Source organism: Bartonella sp. CB10SXKL (assembly GCF_042195515.1).
In the GTDB taxonomy this organism is placed as follows: domain Bacteria; phylum Pseudomonadota; class Alphaproteobacteria; order Rhizobiales; family Rhizobiaceae; genus Bartonella.
Genome location: NZ_JBHION010000002.1, coordinates 54,152 through 70,468, shown reverse-complemented (window position 1 = coordinate 70,468; position 16,317 = coordinate 54,152). Strand labels below are relative to the sequence as shown.

12 protein-coding genes, 1 tRNA gene and 1 pseudogene are annotated in these 16,317 nt (G+C 35.8%); 9 read left to right on the top strand and 5 right to left on the bottom strand.

Going from position 1 to position 16,317, the window contains the following annotated elements:
* Positions 1-156 precede the first annotated feature (156 nt).
* Genes ACFIK3_RS01540 through ACFIK3_RS01530 form a run of 3 tightly spaced genes read right to left on the bottom strand, consistent with a single transcriptional unit; the run spans position 157 to position 2,498 of the window.
* Complete coding sequence (locus tag ACFIK3_RS01540; RefSeq protein ID WP_273791546.1) at positions 157-1,575, bottom strand: ATP-binding protein; 1,419 nt, start codon at positions 1,573-1,575, stop codon at positions 157-159.
* Positions 1,575-2,240 (bottom strand): response regulator transcription factor, encoded by a 666-nt coding sequence (locus ACFIK3_RS01535; RefSeq protein ID WP_375630861.1) that lies wholly within the window; start codon positions 2,238-2,240, stop codon positions 1,575-1,577. The genes ACFIK3_RS01540 and ACFIK3_RS01535 overlap by 1 nt, the downstream gene beginning before the upstream one ends.
* A gap of 21 nt (positions 2,241-2,261) precedes the next feature.
* On the bottom strand, positions 2,262-2,498 hold the full coding sequence (locus tag ACFIK3_RS01530) for a hypothetical protein (protein WP_273723886.1): 237 nt from the start codon (positions 2,496-2,498) through the stop codon (positions 2,262-2,264).
* Between the two features lie 343 nt (positions 2,499-2,841).
* Here ACFIK3_RS01530 and ACFIK3_RS01525 point away from each other — a divergent pair, with 343 nt between their 5' ends.
* The 5 genes and pseudogenes from ACFIK3_RS01525 to ACFIK3_RS01505 all read left to right on the top strand — a co-directional run.
* Positions 2,842-4,992: a transglycosylase domain-containing protein gene (locus tag ACFIK3_RS01525; RefSeq protein WP_375676162.1), complete on the top strand. Its 2,151-nt coding sequence runs from the start codon at positions 2,842-2,844 to the stop codon at positions 4,990-4,992.
* 17 nt (positions 4,993-5,009) lie between these two features.
* Positions 5,010-5,606 carry a DUF1214 domain-containing protein gene (locus tag ACFIK3_RS01520; protein ID WP_375676161.1) on the top strand — a complete coding sequence of 199 codons (597 nt, stop codon included), beginning with the start codon at positions 5,010-5,012 and terminating at the stop codon, positions 5,604-5,606.
* The gene (locus ACFIK3_RS01515; RefSeq protein WP_375622282.1) at positions 5,599-6,138 is read left to right on the top strand and encodes a hypothetical protein; all 540 of its coding nucleotides are present in this window, start codon (positions 5,599-5,601) and stop codon (positions 6,136-6,138) included. The genes ACFIK3_RS01520 and ACFIK3_RS01515 overlap by 8 nt, the downstream gene beginning before the upstream one ends.
* Positions 6,139-6,671: 533 nt before the next feature.
* Positions 6,672-7,457 (top strand): DUF1499 domain-containing protein, encoded by a 786-nt coding sequence (locus ACFIK3_RS01510; RefSeq protein WP_375676160.1) that lies wholly within the window; start codon positions 6,672-6,674, stop codon positions 7,455-7,457.
* A 1,116-nt stretch (positions 7,458-8,573) separates the two neighbouring features.
* Positions 8,574-8,975 (top strand): annotated as a pseudogene (locus ACFIK3_RS01505) (DUF1499 domain-containing protein); the annotation flags it as partial.
* 987 nt (positions 8,976-9,962) lie between these two features.
* Here the strand turns inward: ACFIK3_RS01505 and ACFIK3_RS01500 are convergent.
* Positions 9,963-10,775, bottom strand: coding sequence for a hypothetical protein (locus ACFIK3_RS01500; RefSeq protein ID WP_375676159.1), 813 nt, complete (start codon positions 10,773-10,775; stop codon positions 9,963-9,965).
* Between the two features lie 208 nt (positions 10,776-10,983).
* Here ACFIK3_RS01500 and ACFIK3_RS01495 point away from each other — a divergent pair, with 208 nt between their 5' ends.
* Genes ACFIK3_RS01495 through ACFIK3_RS01485 form a run of 3 tightly spaced genes read left to right on the top strand, consistent with a single transcriptional unit; the run spans position 10,984 to position 14,478 of the window.
* Positions 10,984-12,699, top strand: a complete 1,716-nt coding sequence (locus tag ACFIK3_RS01495; RefSeq protein ID WP_375676158.1) for a peptidase domain-containing ABC transporter — start codon at positions 10,984-10,986, stop codon at positions 12,697-12,699.
* The gene (locus tag ACFIK3_RS01490) at positions 12,689-14,014 is read left to right on the top strand and encodes an HlyD family type I secretion periplasmic adaptor subunit (protein WP_375676157.1); all 1,326 of its coding nucleotides are present in this window, start codon (positions 12,689-12,691) and stop codon (positions 14,012-14,014) included. The genes ACFIK3_RS01495 and ACFIK3_RS01490 overlap by 11 nt, the downstream gene beginning before the upstream one ends.
* A complete protein-coding gene (locus ACFIK3_RS01485; protein ID WP_375637418.1) occupies positions 14,014-14,478 on the top strand; it encodes a toxin-activating lysine-acyltransferase in 465 nt (154 codons plus the stop codon). The genes ACFIK3_RS01490 and ACFIK3_RS01485 overlap by 1 nt, the downstream gene beginning before the upstream one ends.
* 232 nt (positions 14,479-14,710) lie before the next feature.
* Here the strand turns inward: ACFIK3_RS01485 and ACFIK3_RS01480 are convergent.
* A tRNA-Gln gene (locus ACFIK3_RS01480) sits at positions 14,711-14,785 on the bottom strand.
* An 874-nt stretch (positions 14,786-15,659) separates the two neighbouring features.
* Here ACFIK3_RS01480 and ACFIK3_RS01475 point away from each other — a divergent pair.
* Entirely contained in the window at positions 15,660-16,262 is a 603-nt protein-coding gene (locus ACFIK3_RS01475; protein WP_375676156.1) for a superoxide dismutase, read from the top strand.
* Positions 16,263-16,317: the final 55 nt, after the last annotated feature.

Here is a 16,317-nt window from a genome sequence, read left to right as displayed (position 1 = left end):
AAAAATTCATTTTTTCATGGAGAATATTATAAAATATCTATCATATATATCAATTAAGCAAAGAAACTAAAAACAATGTTTCCCTACTCTTTATGTATTGTCTAAAATACTGCTTTATAAACTTTATAGACATTTCTTGCTTAAGAAGAAAATATGTCATTCTCCCATCTTAGGTAACAAAACTTTTGCATACAATCCACCCAAATCAGAACGTGATAAAAAGAGATTGCCACCATATTCACTGACCATATCTGAAACAATTGCTAACCCTAAGCCTGCCCCTAGTTTACTTTCATTAAACCGCCGCCCTCTTTTTAATGCTTCATCAATTTTGTCTTCTGTTAAACCAGGACCATCATCTTCTACAAAGATACTAAAATATTCTTTTTCTTCAACATTTTCTTCTAAACAACAAGAGATCAAAACCTTTGCTCGAGACCACTGAGTAGCATTTTCAATCAAATTCCCTACAATTTCTTCTAAATCTTCCTTCTCTCCAGAAAAAACAATATCATCAACATCCATAATAAATTGAATTTGTTTTTCAGGATTAAGCTTTTTCATAACCCGCACCAAACGTTCAAGCACACTGCGAACAGACGTATGATAGACAATACTATCGCATTGTGCTGCAATCCGTGCACGCTGAAGATAATGATTGATTTGAGCTTGCATTATTTGCGTTTGCTCTCTCAACAAACAAGCCTTTTCTCCGCGCATCTTATCTGTCTCATTCATAATCACAGATAGAGGCGTCTTCAATGAATGCGCGAGATTACCAACTTGTGTGCGAAATCGCTCAATAATACGCTGATTATTATTAATGAGAGCATTCATCTCTTGTACAAGCGGCATCACTTCGCTTACTAAATCCGTATTCACATAATGAACTCTTCCTTCGCGAATATCATTCAATGCGTGTCGAATAAGCTTCAACGGTTGAAAACTAAAGAAAATAATAGCAATATTAATAAGAACACTCCCGATACCGAAACTCCAAAGAAAAATTTGCAAAGTTCGCGTAAATTCCTTTACCTGGGCATGAGCTTCATCGATATTCCCAACAAGCCGAAAACGTGCAATATGATTTTTATTATCAAGAACAACATCACTCTCAATCACTTGTAACTTTTGACCATTGTTCCCCGTTATCCGATAAGAGCGAAAGAATTTATTGTCAAAAGGTATATCAACATCACTTGGTGTAAATATCTCGCCTGTTCCCAATGATGGGGATGTCAATCTTCCTTTTAAATTATGGGATATCGCAACAACTTCCCAATACCATCCTGTTGTTGGATCAGAATAACGAATATCATCAATCCCAGCCCCTCCTATCAAAGTACCTTCCGATGACACCGTCACTGTTGCAATAAGACTGTAGAGTTGAGCAGAAAGGATACGCTCTAGGCTTTGTTCAGTTGAACGCTTATAAAATAAAATACTTACTGCAGAAATCGATAAAAGAGAAATAACAACCCATAATGTTGATAAGATCATAACACGTAAACTGAGAGATCGAGTAATTACAAAAAAGAACCTCCTACACCAATTATTCTCTTCAAAAACATTCATTAATCACCTAGCATTCTCACGCGATACCCCATTCCTCGAATAGTTTCAATCAAATCCACTCCAAGCTTTTTCCGTAACCGACCTACAAAGACTTCCACCGTATTCGAGTCCTTATCAAAATCCTGATCATAAAGATGTTCTGTAAGCTCTGTTCTTGAAATGACCCTGTCACAATGATGCATGAGATACGAAAGCAGTCTGAATTCATAAGATGTTAGTTTAATCAATTGACCATCTACAAAAACACGAGACGTCTTTGTATCCAACAAAACATTTCCGCAACATAATGCACTTGTCGCATGTCCCGTAGTGCGACGAATTAATGCTCGCAAGCGCGCCATCACTTCCTCCAAATGAAATGGCTTCACAACATAATCGTCAGCTCCAGCATCAATACCGTGCACCTTATCAGACCAACGGTCTCGCGCCGTTAGCATTAAAACAGGCATGGAGAGCCCTTCTTGACGCCACTTTTCAACAACACTAATACCATCAATCTGCGGTAAACCTATATCAAGTATCACCGCGTCGTAAGACTCTGTGCTCCCTAAAAAATAAGCTTCTTCACCATCGAAAGCACTATCGGAAACATATCCTGCACGTCTTACAGCTTCTGCTAATTGATGGTGAAGATTCCGATCATCTTCAACGATTAAGATACGCATCACAACACCATCTGCCAAAAACTAATCAGCAGGAACAAAAAACTCAACACGACGTAACTTTTCACCATTACGGGCTGGTACAACAACTACAATTGCACACATGTCCTTTCCATCCTGAACAACCGGTTTTGAACGGACGAGAACCCCGCTCTCTTGCGCGGCAGCCTTCTTACCTACTTCAGCACACCCAGAAGCTAGAACAGAATCTGCTCCTAAAAAAGCTGCTATTATTACGAACAAGAATTTTTTTTTCATCATAAATATTTCAATAACCCATCTCTTCTCCTTGATAAAGGATAAAAGAAATAATGGTTTTTTTCAGTCGATTTAAAAATCACAAATGGAAATAATTTATCCTCTATCTTACAGAAGAACATATTAACATTACTCCAAATTTTTAAAAAATCAAAAAAATATTTTTAATAATGAGAATAAAATTTATTCAATAAAATAATAAAATATTAATACACTATCTTACGAAAAATGAATAATTCTAAAATCAACTCTTTCTCTGTTAGCACTATAGCAAAAAAATACTTCTACTCCATATAATTATTGTAGATTTGTTTGGTTGTATTTCTTTGCCATAGGCTCTCTTTAAATGTTTGATTTTTTTAAAAAAAAGAAAGGGCAACATCGTAAGCCATTTCACAGTCCTGCTCTCATTGAATTAGACGCACGATTAGACACAGCGCTTTATCACATTCGTTCTGCTAACAGTTTTTTCTGGAAAAAGGCAAAAATCGTCTCACAAAATTTTCATCTTCAAGGATGGAAACGTTTTATCGTTGAAGTTCTCGATGAAATACTGACATTAGGGTTGATGGGATTTACTCTTTTCACTATTTTGGGCATTTCTGTTTTTGAAGTGACCAAAACAGATTGGTCTTCTCCTAAAAACTTTTCCATTCTTTTTTTAGATCGCTATGGAAATTCCATTGGGCACCGTGGTGCACTGCCGGCGATCTCTGTCCCCGTTGAAGAAATGCCTGACACTGTTATTAAAGCGGTTCTCGCTACAGAAGACCGTCGTTTTTTTGATCATTGGGGCATTGATTTTCAAGGACTTACACGGGCAATTTCACAAAATATGCAAGCTAAAGGTGTGGTGCAAGGTGGTTCAACTCTCACACAACAATTGGCTAAAAATTTATTTTTAACAAACGAAAGAACCATAACACGTAAAATCAAAGAAGCTTATCTTGCTCTTTGGCTAGAAGCAAATTTTAGCAAAAAGCAGATTTTACAACTTTACCTTGACCGGGCCTATATGGGAGGAAACAATTTTGGTATTGCCGCAGCAGCAAAATTTTATTTTGGAAAAAACATACGTCATGTCTCTTTAAGTGAATCTGCTATGTTAGCAGGACTCTTTAAAGCTCCAACAAAATATGCTCCTCATAGTCATCTCTTTGCGGCTCAAACACGTGCCAATATCGTCCTTTCTAATCTTGTTAATAGTGGCTTTATGACGAAGAGCCAGATTATCAATGCGCATCGCCACCCTGCTAGGGCACTTCCCCAAATAGAAAATAATCAGCCTGATTATTTTCTTGATTGGGCATTCGAGGAAGTCAAAAAAATGCGCAATCAACTTCCAAGCCATAGTTTAATTATTCAAACGACTCTTGATCCAAATATTCAAAAAGCAGCAGAAGAATCAATTGCATATCATTTACATCAGTATGGTCAACAATATCGCGTAACACAAGCTTCCACTGTTATACTCGATAATAACGGTGCCGTATGCGCAATTGTTGGAGGACAAGATTATAAAAAGAGCCAATTTAACAGAGCAACACAAGGCGGACGACAAACTGGTTCTTCATTCAAACCTTATGTTTACGCAACCGCACTGGAACACGGACTTTCTCCCTCGACAATCGTTTTAGATGCTCCGATCAATTGGGGAGGTTGGACACCAAAAAATAATTCTGGCCGTTATTTGGGGAAAATTGATTTAGCAACAGCTTTAGCTTTTTCTATTAATACAGTCCCTGTGTATCTCACCTATCAATATCTTCACCGCGATACCCAACCTATCATAGATCTCATCAAGAATATGGGGATTAACGCGCATATTTTATCACACAAAACGATGGTTCTGGGCACTTCCAACATGACCCCCATGGATCAAGCAACTGGCTTTAATGTCTTTGCGAATGGCGGGATAGCTGGTAATCGTCATGGGTTCACGCAAATCAGAACAATCGATGGACATGTGGTATGGGATTTCGAACATAACGGAAATAAGTTACACCGAGTTCTCAGCAGACAATCAGCTGCTTATATGAACCAAATGATGGTGGGTGTCACAACACGAGGGTCTGGTAAGCGTGCTGCTCTGCCCATGACTCTTGTCGCTGGGAAAACTGGAACATCACAATCCTATCGTGATGCTTGGTTTGTTGGCTTTACTGGCAATTATACTGGAGCGGTATGGATGGGAAATGATAACTTTTCACCGATGAATCGTGCTTTTGGGGGTGGAGTCCCTGCCATGATATGGCAACGCATCATGCTTGCTGCACACCAAAATATTATGCTCAAACAACTCTATGGTGTTAAAGATTCTCTTCTTCCTTATCATCCCCCAATACTTTCCTCCCATGCAGATTCTGAATTTTTTCCCCCAATACCCTCTACGCTTTCTCCTGAAACATTGAATATTGTGCGATTGATTAACAAAGATCTGAAAAAACCATCTGCAATTTCTTTGAAGGTGAAAACAACTGGAGATTCAACATTTTGAATTCAAGATATTCACTGATGTTTTTTAATATCACCATTTTCTTTTTTATCTTCGCTTTTTCCATTTTATGTGGAAAACTGAGTGTCGATTATGTGCTCAATTCCTTTCCTCATTTTGAACGCTTTAGAATTGGAGAATGGAGTGCTTATCCAAAAATGGGAACCGCCAATATGGATCCTTATACCCGCGCCCGCACGGACAAACGAGGCATTGTTTCACTCGGACGCACTGAAGGTCTTCAATTCCAGATTTGGCAAGACAACCAAGGGCGTCCACTCCACCCCCACTGTCATTATTTACTCAAAGGCACCATCCCTGAAACCCGTCTTTTTACCCTTTATACAGCTGACAAATCCCTAAAACCCTATACTTCATCCAAAGAAATACCTTTTGAACTCCACACGAACGCTATTACTTATGAGCATGATGGCTCATTGCGCATCAATATTTCACCTACACCACAAGCTGGCAATTGGCTTGCAATAGTTAGTCAAAAAGAATTCGGGCTTATTCTTACCTTATACGATACCTCAATCATCTCTGCAACGGCATTACAAAAGCTTACAATGCCATCAATAGAACAAATTCCATCAGGACAAATAAATTGTGACTAGATTTATTCATACCGCACTTCTTGCAATCATTGGCGCTATTATCGTTCATATTTGCGTTCTCTTTCTGATCCCCTATTGGACACAAAATAATATATGGACAGCACTTAAAAAATCTGGGGCCCCTTATCAATTTGTTGCTTTTACTCCCGATAATCCTATTCAACAATCTGCTGATCCCCTCTTTCTTCTTAAAGTCTGCAGATTTAATCTTGAAAATGGACCTGTTCATTTAAAAGCTTTGAAAACACGACAATTTTGGTCACTAGCAGCCTACACACACAAAGGAATTATTTTCTATAGCCTTAATGACCGAACAGCCCCTGATAATACACTCGATCTTATCATTGGAAAACCAATACAAATCATAGAACTCAAAAAATCAAAACCTAAAAAAAATGCCAATTCAGTTTTGGTTGCTAAAAATTTGAATGAAGGTTTTGTCATTTTACGTATTTTTGCCCCTTCTTCACTTGCAAAAAAAGAAAGTGAAGCTTTTCTTTCATCTGCGACCTGCCGCATATTTTATGAATAAAAACGGAGTAACCTCTCATTTGTACAACACCTTACTTTCTATACAAAATACATGAAGCCTATCAAAATGGTTATCTTTTTCTCTATTAATTGAATCTTCGAATTCAGATTTATCTGATTATAAATCCCTCAATTTTTTATTGAGATAGAATGAAATCTCTATTGCACATCATCATATCCTATTTGATTACGCATTATCTGACAGAAAAAACTCCCAGCAATCAGAAGAGAAAATCAAGAGTAAAGTTCTAGAAAAATATGCTGCTAACAACCGTAAAACTTGTTATTTGAGTTTACTTCTTTTTATTTACAAACATTCCCATAAAGTTCGCATCAACAACATGATAAACTATAGAAGAAATACTGATTACCTTCAATGAAGTGCAAAAATAATCGCTGGAAACTTATAAGACATTATGCATCCTTGACCTCAAAAATAAGTGCTTTATTTTTGTTTTATGAGCATAAGCTTTTTGTAAGATATGCACTCTGAAAAACTTGGCTTATAGTTTACAATTGAGGGGAAAAAACTTCATGAAGAAGAGATATGTTCGGTTCGTTTCAAGAGCAGCAGTATGGTCCCCTCGATTTGGTGGATTGTCGTTCTTTGTTTTATTATTTTCAGTCATTTTACAACGTTTTTCCGTCATTAACGTAACCGACTTCATAATTTTGATCGGAATCTCTACTGGCTGTGTGATTATTTCTCTTTTTCTTGCTTTAAAAGCACTTTACAGCTTATGGGTCTATGGAGCCCTAGGGGGAATGAAAGCTTTAAAAGGGATCATTTATTCGGTAATAACGGCTACACCACTGATGCTCTTTTTTGGACTTTGGTTTACCTTACCGGCTCTTTACGATATTTCTACCGATACACAAAGCCCGCCGGCTTTTTTTCGCACAATACGTCCCAGCGATGCTTTACCGCTCAAAAGTGTTTTGACTGAACAAGCAACATTACAGATGTCACAATGGCCAGAAATATCGGGGCGCCGTTATGATGGTTCACCTGACTGTATTCGCGAATCTGTTCTCAATGTTTTAGCAGCCTATGATTGGCCTGTTGTGGCTCAACGAGAGTTTAAAGGTGAAGAAAATGCGCTTTATATTGAAACGAGAGCTAAAACTTTTTACCTTGGGTTTATTTCGGATATCGTGATACGCTTAACTGATGAAGGGGATACAACTTTTGTTGATATGCGTTCTGCTTCTCGTTATTTGCCAAGAGATTTGGGGACAAATGCTGCTTTTATTATCGATTTTATGGATGCCCTTGATACGGAAATCGCTTCCCTTCCTCTTTCACAAGAAGATGAATAACGATCAAGAGCGAGAGAGAAGACACTTTATTTCACAAAAATTGCTTATTTTTCAATAAACATGATACATAAGCAAACAATCACTTTTCAAAAGCTATAAACTAAAAATTCTTATACAAAAGATAATATTCTCAAACCTAACCATTCTTGAAATAATGAAAAAGATTAAAAAAATAGGAAATAAAAAACAGAAATATTGATAATAATATTAAAGTCTCTGTCTAACTGTAATCAGTAAATATTTTTTAAAGTTTAATATTAAATAAATTATTATAAAACTCATATCAAAAACATTATTATATAAAGATAATAAATAATCATTTTTCATATAAATAACGTATACAAATAAAAAATGTTATAGAAAGTAATATAACAAATATAATGAACAAAAATGTGCTTAAAAACATTTTTTTCACAATTTCTTTGTTACTATAACCTTTAAATTTATACCGTAAAAACATTGCATAGAAAAATATAAAGAAAAAACATGTAGAAGATAATAATTTTGCAATAATACGAATAATATCACTCATAAAAAATCCAAATTAAAAATATATAAAAACAATAAACATTAATATATATTATATCATATAAAACTTAATAATTTAAAATAATATAAAAAACGAATTTATTCTTAATTAATGATTTAATTTTAATATTTTTTTCATTACATACCTTAGATACATAATACAATTTAAATAAATATAATTAAACAAAAAATGCAAAAAACAATTCATAAAGTATATTAAAAATATATATAACAAATAAAATTTCCAAATTAATCTATAATTATAAATTAATAATGAATAATCATTGTTCATAGAAATAACGTATATAAATAAAAAATATTATAGAAAATAATATAAAGAAAAAAAATATTCTTAACAAAATTTTTTTCCAAATTTCTTTTTTACTATAACCTTTAGATTTATAATATGAAAACAATGTATAGAAAAATATAACTAAAGCACCTATAGAAAATAATAATTCTACAATAATACTAATAAGCTCATTCATAAAAAAAATCCAAATTAAATATATAATTTTGTAGAATTATGCACCTAAACCTTCCTGTCAAGTTTGTAGACACATAATTATGCCTACAAGCTTGTTCATTGCTTTACCGCTCAAAAGTGTTTTGACTGAACAAGCAACATTACAGATGTCACAATGGCCAGAAATGTCGGGGCGCCGTTATGATGGTTCACCTGATCGTATTCGCGAATCTGTTCTTAATGTTTTAGCAGCCTATGATTGCCCTGTTGTGGCTCAAAGAAAGTTTAAAGGTGAAGAGAATGAACTGTATATTGAAACGAGAGCTAAAACTTTTTACCTTGGGTTTATTTCGGATATCGTGATACGCTTAACTGATGAAGGGGATACTACTTTTGTTAATATGCGTTCTGCTTCTCGTTATTTACCAAGAGATTTGGGAACGAATGCTGCTTTTATTATCAATTTTATGGATGCACTTGATACAGAAATCGCTTCTCTCCCTCTTTCTCAAGATGATGGATAAAAATCAAGAGAGATAAAGCACTTTATTTCATAAAAATTGCTTATTTTTCAATAAATCATGATACATAAGCAAACAATCACTTTTCAAAAACTATAAACTGATAATCCTTATACAAAAGATAATAATCTCAAAATAACCCATGCTTGAAATAATTAAAAAGATTTAAAATAGGAAGTAAAAAACAGAATTATTTATGATAATACTGATTTTAAAGTATCTATCCCAATGTAATCAGTAAACATTTTTTTTAAAGATAAATATTATATAAAAATAATAACTTATTTTTTATAAATAACTCTACAAATAACACCTTATAATTATATTTTAAAATAATATAACAACTTGATTTTATATTATTTTAAAATTCCCATATATTCAATTAATAAATTTGCAGCATAATATAATATAAAAAACCTAATTGTTGATAATATTTCCATTTTTATACTCCAGTTCTTACCTTTAAATCTATTGTAAAAAAACATTAAAAATCCATATATAAACGTTGCCAATAAGGAGCCAGTAAAAGTATGCATAACAAAAAATCCAGACTGAAATTTCATCTACTTTATGAATGATTTAATAGAGAGAGCAATAGAGTATAATTCAAATAATAAACTTAACTCAAATAATTATAATTTTATATATAAATAATTTTTATAAAATTCCCATATATTTAACTAATAAATTTCCAGAATAATATAATATAAAAAACATAATTGTTGATAATATTGTCCTTTTTATACTCCAGTTCTCACCTTTAAATCTATTGTAAAAAAACATGCAAAATCCAAATCCAATTGCTGTTACTAAGGAGCGAGTAAAAGTATTCATAACAAAAAAATCCAAAATAAAATATCTATTATCACACACAAAAATATCCCTGAAATCAGTTTAGCCATAGCTTTAAAGTATGTTTACAATATCACTGATCTCAGAAATATCTTACTAGCTATTTTCTAAATAAATTAGAAACAGTGTCCCTCTACTTTACGGATGACATTGATTGTACTTATCTTTAAAACCGTTAATAGCTCCTCCTAATCCGCCTGCTACTGCTGTTTCCGGACCACCTAATAAACCAATTAATGCTCCTGCGCCTCCCTTTATGGCTGTTGATACAACATAATCGCTTACTTCACAACTTGGATTCGGATGGCATTTATTGTACTTATCTATCAAACCGTCAGCAGCTCCTTCTAATCCGCCTATTGCTGCTCCTCCCAGACCAAATAATGCACCAGATGCTGCTCCTATACCGCCGTGTATGGCAGCTGCTTCAACATAATCGCTTGTTTCACAACTTGGTGCCGTATAGCATGCATTGTATTTATCTACCACAGCGTCACCAGCTCCTGCTAGTCCACCTCCTATTGCTCCATTGACAAAGCCAGAACTGACACCTCCCGGTCCAGAAAAAAGACCTCCAACTGCACCAGCAATACCTCCTATTACGTCTCCTATGATGCCGCCTGCACCTGCTGCTTGGGCATGAGCGCCTGGGCTACAATCATCTTCTTCTGGAAAAAGCCAACTTTTTGGATGTGAGTTACTACTTGAATCACCAGCTCCTCCTATTCCGCCGCTTACTGCTCCACCGAGTAAGCCAGCACCTGCACCTCCCGGTCCAGAAAAAAGACCTCCAACTGCACCAGCAATACCTCCTATTACTTCTCCTATGATGCCACCTGCACCTGCTGCTTGAGAATGAGCTCCTGAGCTACAATCATCTTCTTCTGGAAAAAGCCAACTTTTTGGATGTGAGTTACTAATTGAATCATGTGATGAGCTTGAACTACCCATTTATATCATTCTTTTATTATTAGAAATAACTGTATCATAAAGATACAGTGGGAATTTGATTATTGTTCATTTTAGCAAATTTCAAATATAATTTGTATAAATAACAATAAAAATACTGTATAAATAATAAATACATTATGTTTATATTATATTAATACAAGATATATATTTTGTATTAATATAATACTATTTACAATACTGTTTAAATATGCGACATCAATCGCTCTTTCTCTTAAATAAAATCATAAATTCAAATGAGACATTCACAAGAAAAACTAGTATCCTTTTCTCTTGGTTTACAATAACAACAAAGAAATATATTTATTATGTCATCGAACTCAGTTGCGTTGCTGTTGTTTTGCGTTTGCTGGGCTTGGTAAATCCTTTTATTTTTCAGGCGATTATCGACCGTATTCTCCCTTTTCAGCGCATTGAAAGTCTCTATGCTATCGTTGTCTTGATGGTTGCTATCATGCTGTTTAGCACAGCTCTTAGCACTCTATCAGGCTACTTAGGTGCTTATTTAGCCAATCGGCTTACGCTAGAATTTGGACGGCGCATTTACACCCATCTTTTAAGTCTCTCCTTGCCCACTTTACGCACTTGGCAAATGGGGGAATTGTTTTCACGTATTGGAGAAGTTGATACAATTCGCGGTTTTTTAACAGGAACCATCGCCACAACTGTGCTAAATGTTCTGTTTGCCATTATTTATATTGCTGCACTCTTTTCCATTAGTCCGAAACTGACCTTCATTGTCCTTATCATTTTACCTTTACAAATGGGTTCTTTAGCGCTAGTCGGTCCCTTCTTGCGCCGCCAATTACGCCGTGCTTTCACTCTGCAAGCTGTCCATAAATCGCGCCTTATTGAAAGTTTTACCAATCTTGAAGCCATTAAAGCACACGTAAAAGAATCTGCTCATACAATACGCATGCAAGAGACTTTAGCCCGTAGTTTAGATCAAAGCCTTACAACTAGTAAATTGCATCTTCTCAATGGAGCCATGAGTCATATTTTTGGTGATCTTTTCACTATTTTTATTATCTTTTTTGGTGCTCAGGCAGTTCTTCAAAACCAGATTACACTAGGACAACTTATTGCCTTTCATCTCCTCGCTAGAAATGTTTCTGGTCCTATCTTAAGCCTTGCATCCCTATGGGAAGAATGGCAGCATTTGAAAATCTCTCGTCTTCGTTTGGGCGATATTCTTAACTCCCCTTCAGAATGGGAAGAAAAAAAGCCGCCTCTTCAACTCAGCGCTCCTCCTCATCTTGAGGCCAACGATCTCTGTTTTTCTTATGGAGATAAATCCATTATCAATCATCTTGATGTCTGTTTACAACCTGGGCAACCAATTATGTTACTTGGTCCTTCAGGGTGCGGAAAAACAACCTTGGCGAAGCTCCTTTGTGGACTCTCCCCCCCAACAAGCGGGAAGATATTGATTAACGCACAACCTTTACAGAATTTTGATGTCCATAGCGTGCGTGAAACAATCGCGTATTTTCCCCAAAATCCTTGCCTTTTTTCCGGAACCATTCTTGAGAATATGCTTCTTGCTAAACCAGATGCCACTAAAGATGAAATCGACTCTGCACTATATGTTAGTGCTTGCCATGATTTGATTGCTCAGTTGCCTCTAGGACTCAATACTCAAGTAGGAGAGCAAGGTGGTTTTTTATCAGGTGGTCAGCGCCAACGCTTGGCTTTGGCTTGTTTCTTTCTGATAAATCCAAGCCTTCTTATTTTGGATGAACCTACTTCCGCATTGGATGACACTGTCAGTGCACAAATTGTTGAGCATTTATATAAACTTTCACAAGATCGTATTGTTCTTGTTATTACCCACAAACGTGATCTCTTCCCTCAGCATGCAACCGTCTTAAACTTTACTGATTTGGAGGCAAAAAATGGCAGATAAAGCTCCCTATTTGCGCCTTTTGTCACCAACGCTTCATATGGTGGTTGCTGTTTTGGTCACCTTATTTCTCTTTATTGTAATCGGCAGCTTTATCGCAAAAACAGAGATTGTTGCACGGGGGCAAGGAAGTGTTATTCCCACCACCTATGTTCAGCTGGTCCAAGCGCAAAATACAGGACGCATTGAGAAAATCCTTGTAAAAGAAGGGCAATTTGTTCATCAAGGGGATCTCCTTATTCAATTAGATCCTCGTGAAGCCCTCAATGAGTGCGCACGTGTTCAAGCAGATATCGCGCAACAAACCCTTCAAGCACAAATCGCAACAGCTATTTTAACAGCTTTGCATGAAAGTGATCCTTTGGATAAAGATTTTGTGACCAAAGGGCTTGCCTATCTGCCAGCTCCTCCTTCTGGCAATCAGACTGCAAGAATAGAAGGGGAAAAACTCATTAGCGCTACCCTTCAATCTCTCCAAGATAAATTAAGAGCGCTAAAAGCACAGGCGGACCGCGTCGAGCGCAGCGGTGCAACACAACATGCGCAATTAGATAGGTTGGAAGATAATCGTCAATTAAGCCAAGGAAAATTAAAGGCTGCAAAAAGCCTGATGGAAACAAAAGTCATTAGCCAAGCCGTTTATTTAGAGCGTTTACATGATTTTAAAAATGTCGAGCATGAAATTTTAACCAATCAAAGACGTTTGGAAGAAAATGCCGCCGAAATAAACATCCTCCGCCAACAACGGAAAAGTCTCATTTCCGATGAAATCGCCCGCTATCGGCAACTTTCGCGTGAAACAGAACTGAATCTTCAAGGATTAAAAGCAAAGCTTGATAGCACTCAATACCATCTTGACCACTTATCACTCTATGCACCTGTTGATGGACGTATCGATGATTTAAGTATCCATACTTTGGGCGACTTTGTAGAGGCTGGTAAAACTCTCATGCGCATTGTCCCTGGTGCGGGTGGTCTCATTATTGAAGCATTTTTTGATAATCGAGATATTGGTTTTTTAGAAAAGGGCCAACGTGCTTACATCAAGTTTTCTGCCTTTCCTCCTGAACGTTTCGGTGTTATCCACGGTACAGTCGTTAATGTAGGCGCTACAGCGCGCTATAATAAAGAAATTAATGGTGTCTACGCTGTTTTAATCAAAATTGACCAAGATCACATCACTTTGAATAACAAACAACTTAAATTTATCCCTGGCATGACTGTAACAACGGATGTCATTACCTCAAAACGACGTCTCATTTCTTATTTCTTTGAACCTATCACCAAAATTTTAGAACAATCTCTAAAGGAAAGATGATGTCTGTAAATGAAAATCCATCACCATCACTCATAGATCCTCTTACGGCTTTGGGTGCCATGGTTGTTTTAATGCTTACATCTCCCTTATACCGCCGCTGGCGAATCTGGGATATTGAACGCAACATAGGACCCGCCTTACAGACTGGGCAATATAAACTCTATAAAAATGAACGTGGAGAATTTTGTGCCTTTATCACTTGGGCTTTTTTAGATGAGAAAAATCATCAATCTATGCTTGAAAAGGGAGAGCTTTTACCCGATGTCAATTGGCAGAATGGAAAATACGTATGGTTTATTGATTGTGTAGCACCCTATGGCCATACTGCTCATATTGTACGCGATATGCAACGAAATATATTTCCTGATCAGCGTTATTGCTACGCTGTTCGACGTAATGAAGATGGTGGAATACGAAAAATTGCACGCTGGTGTTGCTATAGAGCGCAAAATCCAGCCAAATAGTTTTTCTAAAGCAAGTGCGCATAAATCATTTACCCCTCGTCTTATAGAAAAGAATCTTTTAAAAGAGTTCTTTGAGCGATAGCTATAGCAAGAGAACCTTACCATATTTAGAGCTAACCCACTATAAATAAGTGTTTCTCAACTTACCAGACTTGCTATGAATAGCAACACAGAGGTTAAGGGGGCTAATCCACTCTCAAGCTGAACTTTGATTAACTAATTTCACTAGAATTGGCTGGGGTACCTGGATTCGAACCAGGGAATGCCGGTACCAAAAACCGGTGCCTTACCGCTTGGCTATACCCCAAAAAAACACGCTTTACAGCGACTCCTGCACCTTATAGCGATTCCTGTGATTGGACGCAATATCTGAAAATCAAAGACTTTACTTTTTTATCATAAAATTTCTGAGTCTTGTATGGCATTGCCATCGATACAAATTCGTAGCAGAAACTGATATACAGTTGTGATTTTAACATAAGAAGGAACCATTTATCCATCAATTATTTTGCTCTTTGTATTGATTTTCTAGGAACAGAAAATGAAAATCTTGCAGTTTACTCATGTATCTAATAAATTTGCATATGATTTACTTTTCTTGATATATTAAAATCCCATCTTGCTCAATTAAGATAAAAGCTGTCACCACATTGGCAACCGGTAAGTGTATGATAGTGCTGCTGTGCTCTTGCATTAAGCATAAAGATGGTAATGTCCACTAATTTTTACATTATATTATTCATGGGTAGCACCATAAAATAAAATCAAGCACATTGAAAAATATTTCCTAAAAAATAACACTTATTATTCTGTTGAAAACATTATGATACACCCATAAACTGGAAGAGTTTTGCAAAAATTAAAAACATTTTATATGGTATTTGAAAAAATAGAGATACAAAAACAAGGAATAATAGCTATTTCCATTTACTTTTTATTCAAAAGATAATGATATTTATTACCCACTCATAGATGTAAAAAATCTTCAGAAGCAATCTTGATGTAGACCAATACCCTTTTTGATTGATGAATATACATTTCCTAAAAGCTTCTTTTACAAAAAGAGAGACATTAAAACTATTTCATACAAACTAGGTATTCAACATTTGCTTTTAAATGCGGTAAATGGCAAATTAGGCTTATGAAATAAGCTTAACAATTAGAATCGAGGAGATTTTTAAATGGCTTTTGAATTGCCCCCGTTGCCTTATGATTACGATGCCCTTTCGCCTTATATGTCACGCGAAACGCTTGAATATCATCATGATAAGCATCACCTCGCTTATCTTACCAACACCAATAATTTTGTGAAAGAGTTAGGCTTAGAAAATGAAAGCCTTGAAGATATTGTTAAAAAAAGTTTTGGAAAAAATATTGGTTTGTTTAATAATGCAGCGCAGTATTACAATCATAACCACTTTTGGCTTTGGATGAAAAAAAATGGTGGTGGCCAAAAACTTCCTGAAAAGTTAGCAAAAGCTATTGACGCTGATCTAGGTGGTTACAACAAATTCCGCGCTGATTTTATTGCTGCTGCTAGTGCCCAATTTGGTTCTGGATGGGCGTGGGTTGCTGTTAAAAATGGCAAGCTTGAAATTATGAAAACGCCTAATGGCGAAAATCCCTTAGTGCACAATGCTCGACCTATTTTGGGTGTCGATGTGTGGGAACATTCCTATTACATTGATTATCGCAATACTCGACCGAAGTACCTCGAAGCCTTTGTAGACCATTTAATTAATTGGGACTATGTTTTGAAACTTTATGAAGAATGTGAATTTTAAACTGTCTCAATAATTTTTTAGTGTATGAAAGTCCCTATAATCCAATAAATTATCG

Excerpts from the sequence above, each read along its gene's own strand:
- ACFIK3_RS01520 (WP_375676161.1), top strand. The coding sequence starts at position 5,010 with ATGTTTTTTAATATCACCATTTTCTTTTTTATCTTCGCTTTTTCCATT.
- ACFIK3_RS01500 (WP_375676159.1), bottom strand. The coding sequence starts at position 10,775 with ATGGGTAGTTCAAGCTCATCACATGATTCAATTAGTAACTCACATCCA.
- ACFIK3_RS01530 (WP_273723886.1), bottom strand. The coding sequence starts at position 2,498 with ATGATGAAAAAAAAATTCTTGTTCGTAATAATAGCAGCTTTTTTAGGA.
- ACFIK3_RS01525 (WP_375676162.1), top strand. The coding sequence starts at position 2,842 with ATGTTTGATTTTTTTAAAAAAAAGAAAGGGCAACATCGTAAGCCATTT.
- ACFIK3_RS01535 (WP_375630861.1), bottom strand. The coding sequence starts at position 2,240 with ATGCGTATCTTAATCGTTGAAGATGATCGGAATCTTCACCATCAATTA.
- ACFIK3_RS01475 (WP_375676156.1), top strand. The coding sequence starts at position 15,660 with ATGGCTTTTGAATTGCCCCCGTTGCCTTATGATTACGATGCCCTTTCG.
- ACFIK3_RS01510 (WP_375676160.1), top strand. The coding sequence starts at position 6,672 with ATGAAGAAGAGATATGTTCGGTTCGTTTCAAGAGCAGCAGTATGGTCC.
- ACFIK3_RS01490 (WP_375676157.1), top strand. The coding sequence starts at position 12,689 with ATGGCAGATAAAGCTCCCTATTTGCGCCTTTTGTCACCAACGCTTCAT.
- ACFIK3_RS01495 (WP_375676158.1), top strand. The coding sequence starts at position 10,984 with ATGCGACATCAATCGCTCTTTCTCTTAAATAAAATCATAAATTCAAAT.
- ACFIK3_RS01540 (WP_273791546.1), bottom strand. The coding sequence starts at position 1,575 with ATGAATGTTTTTGAAGAGAATAATTGGTGTAGGAGGTTCTTTTTTGTA.
- ACFIK3_RS01485 (WP_375637418.1), top strand. The coding sequence starts at position 14,014 with ATGTCTGTAAATGAAAATCCATCACCATCACTCATAGATCCTCTTACG.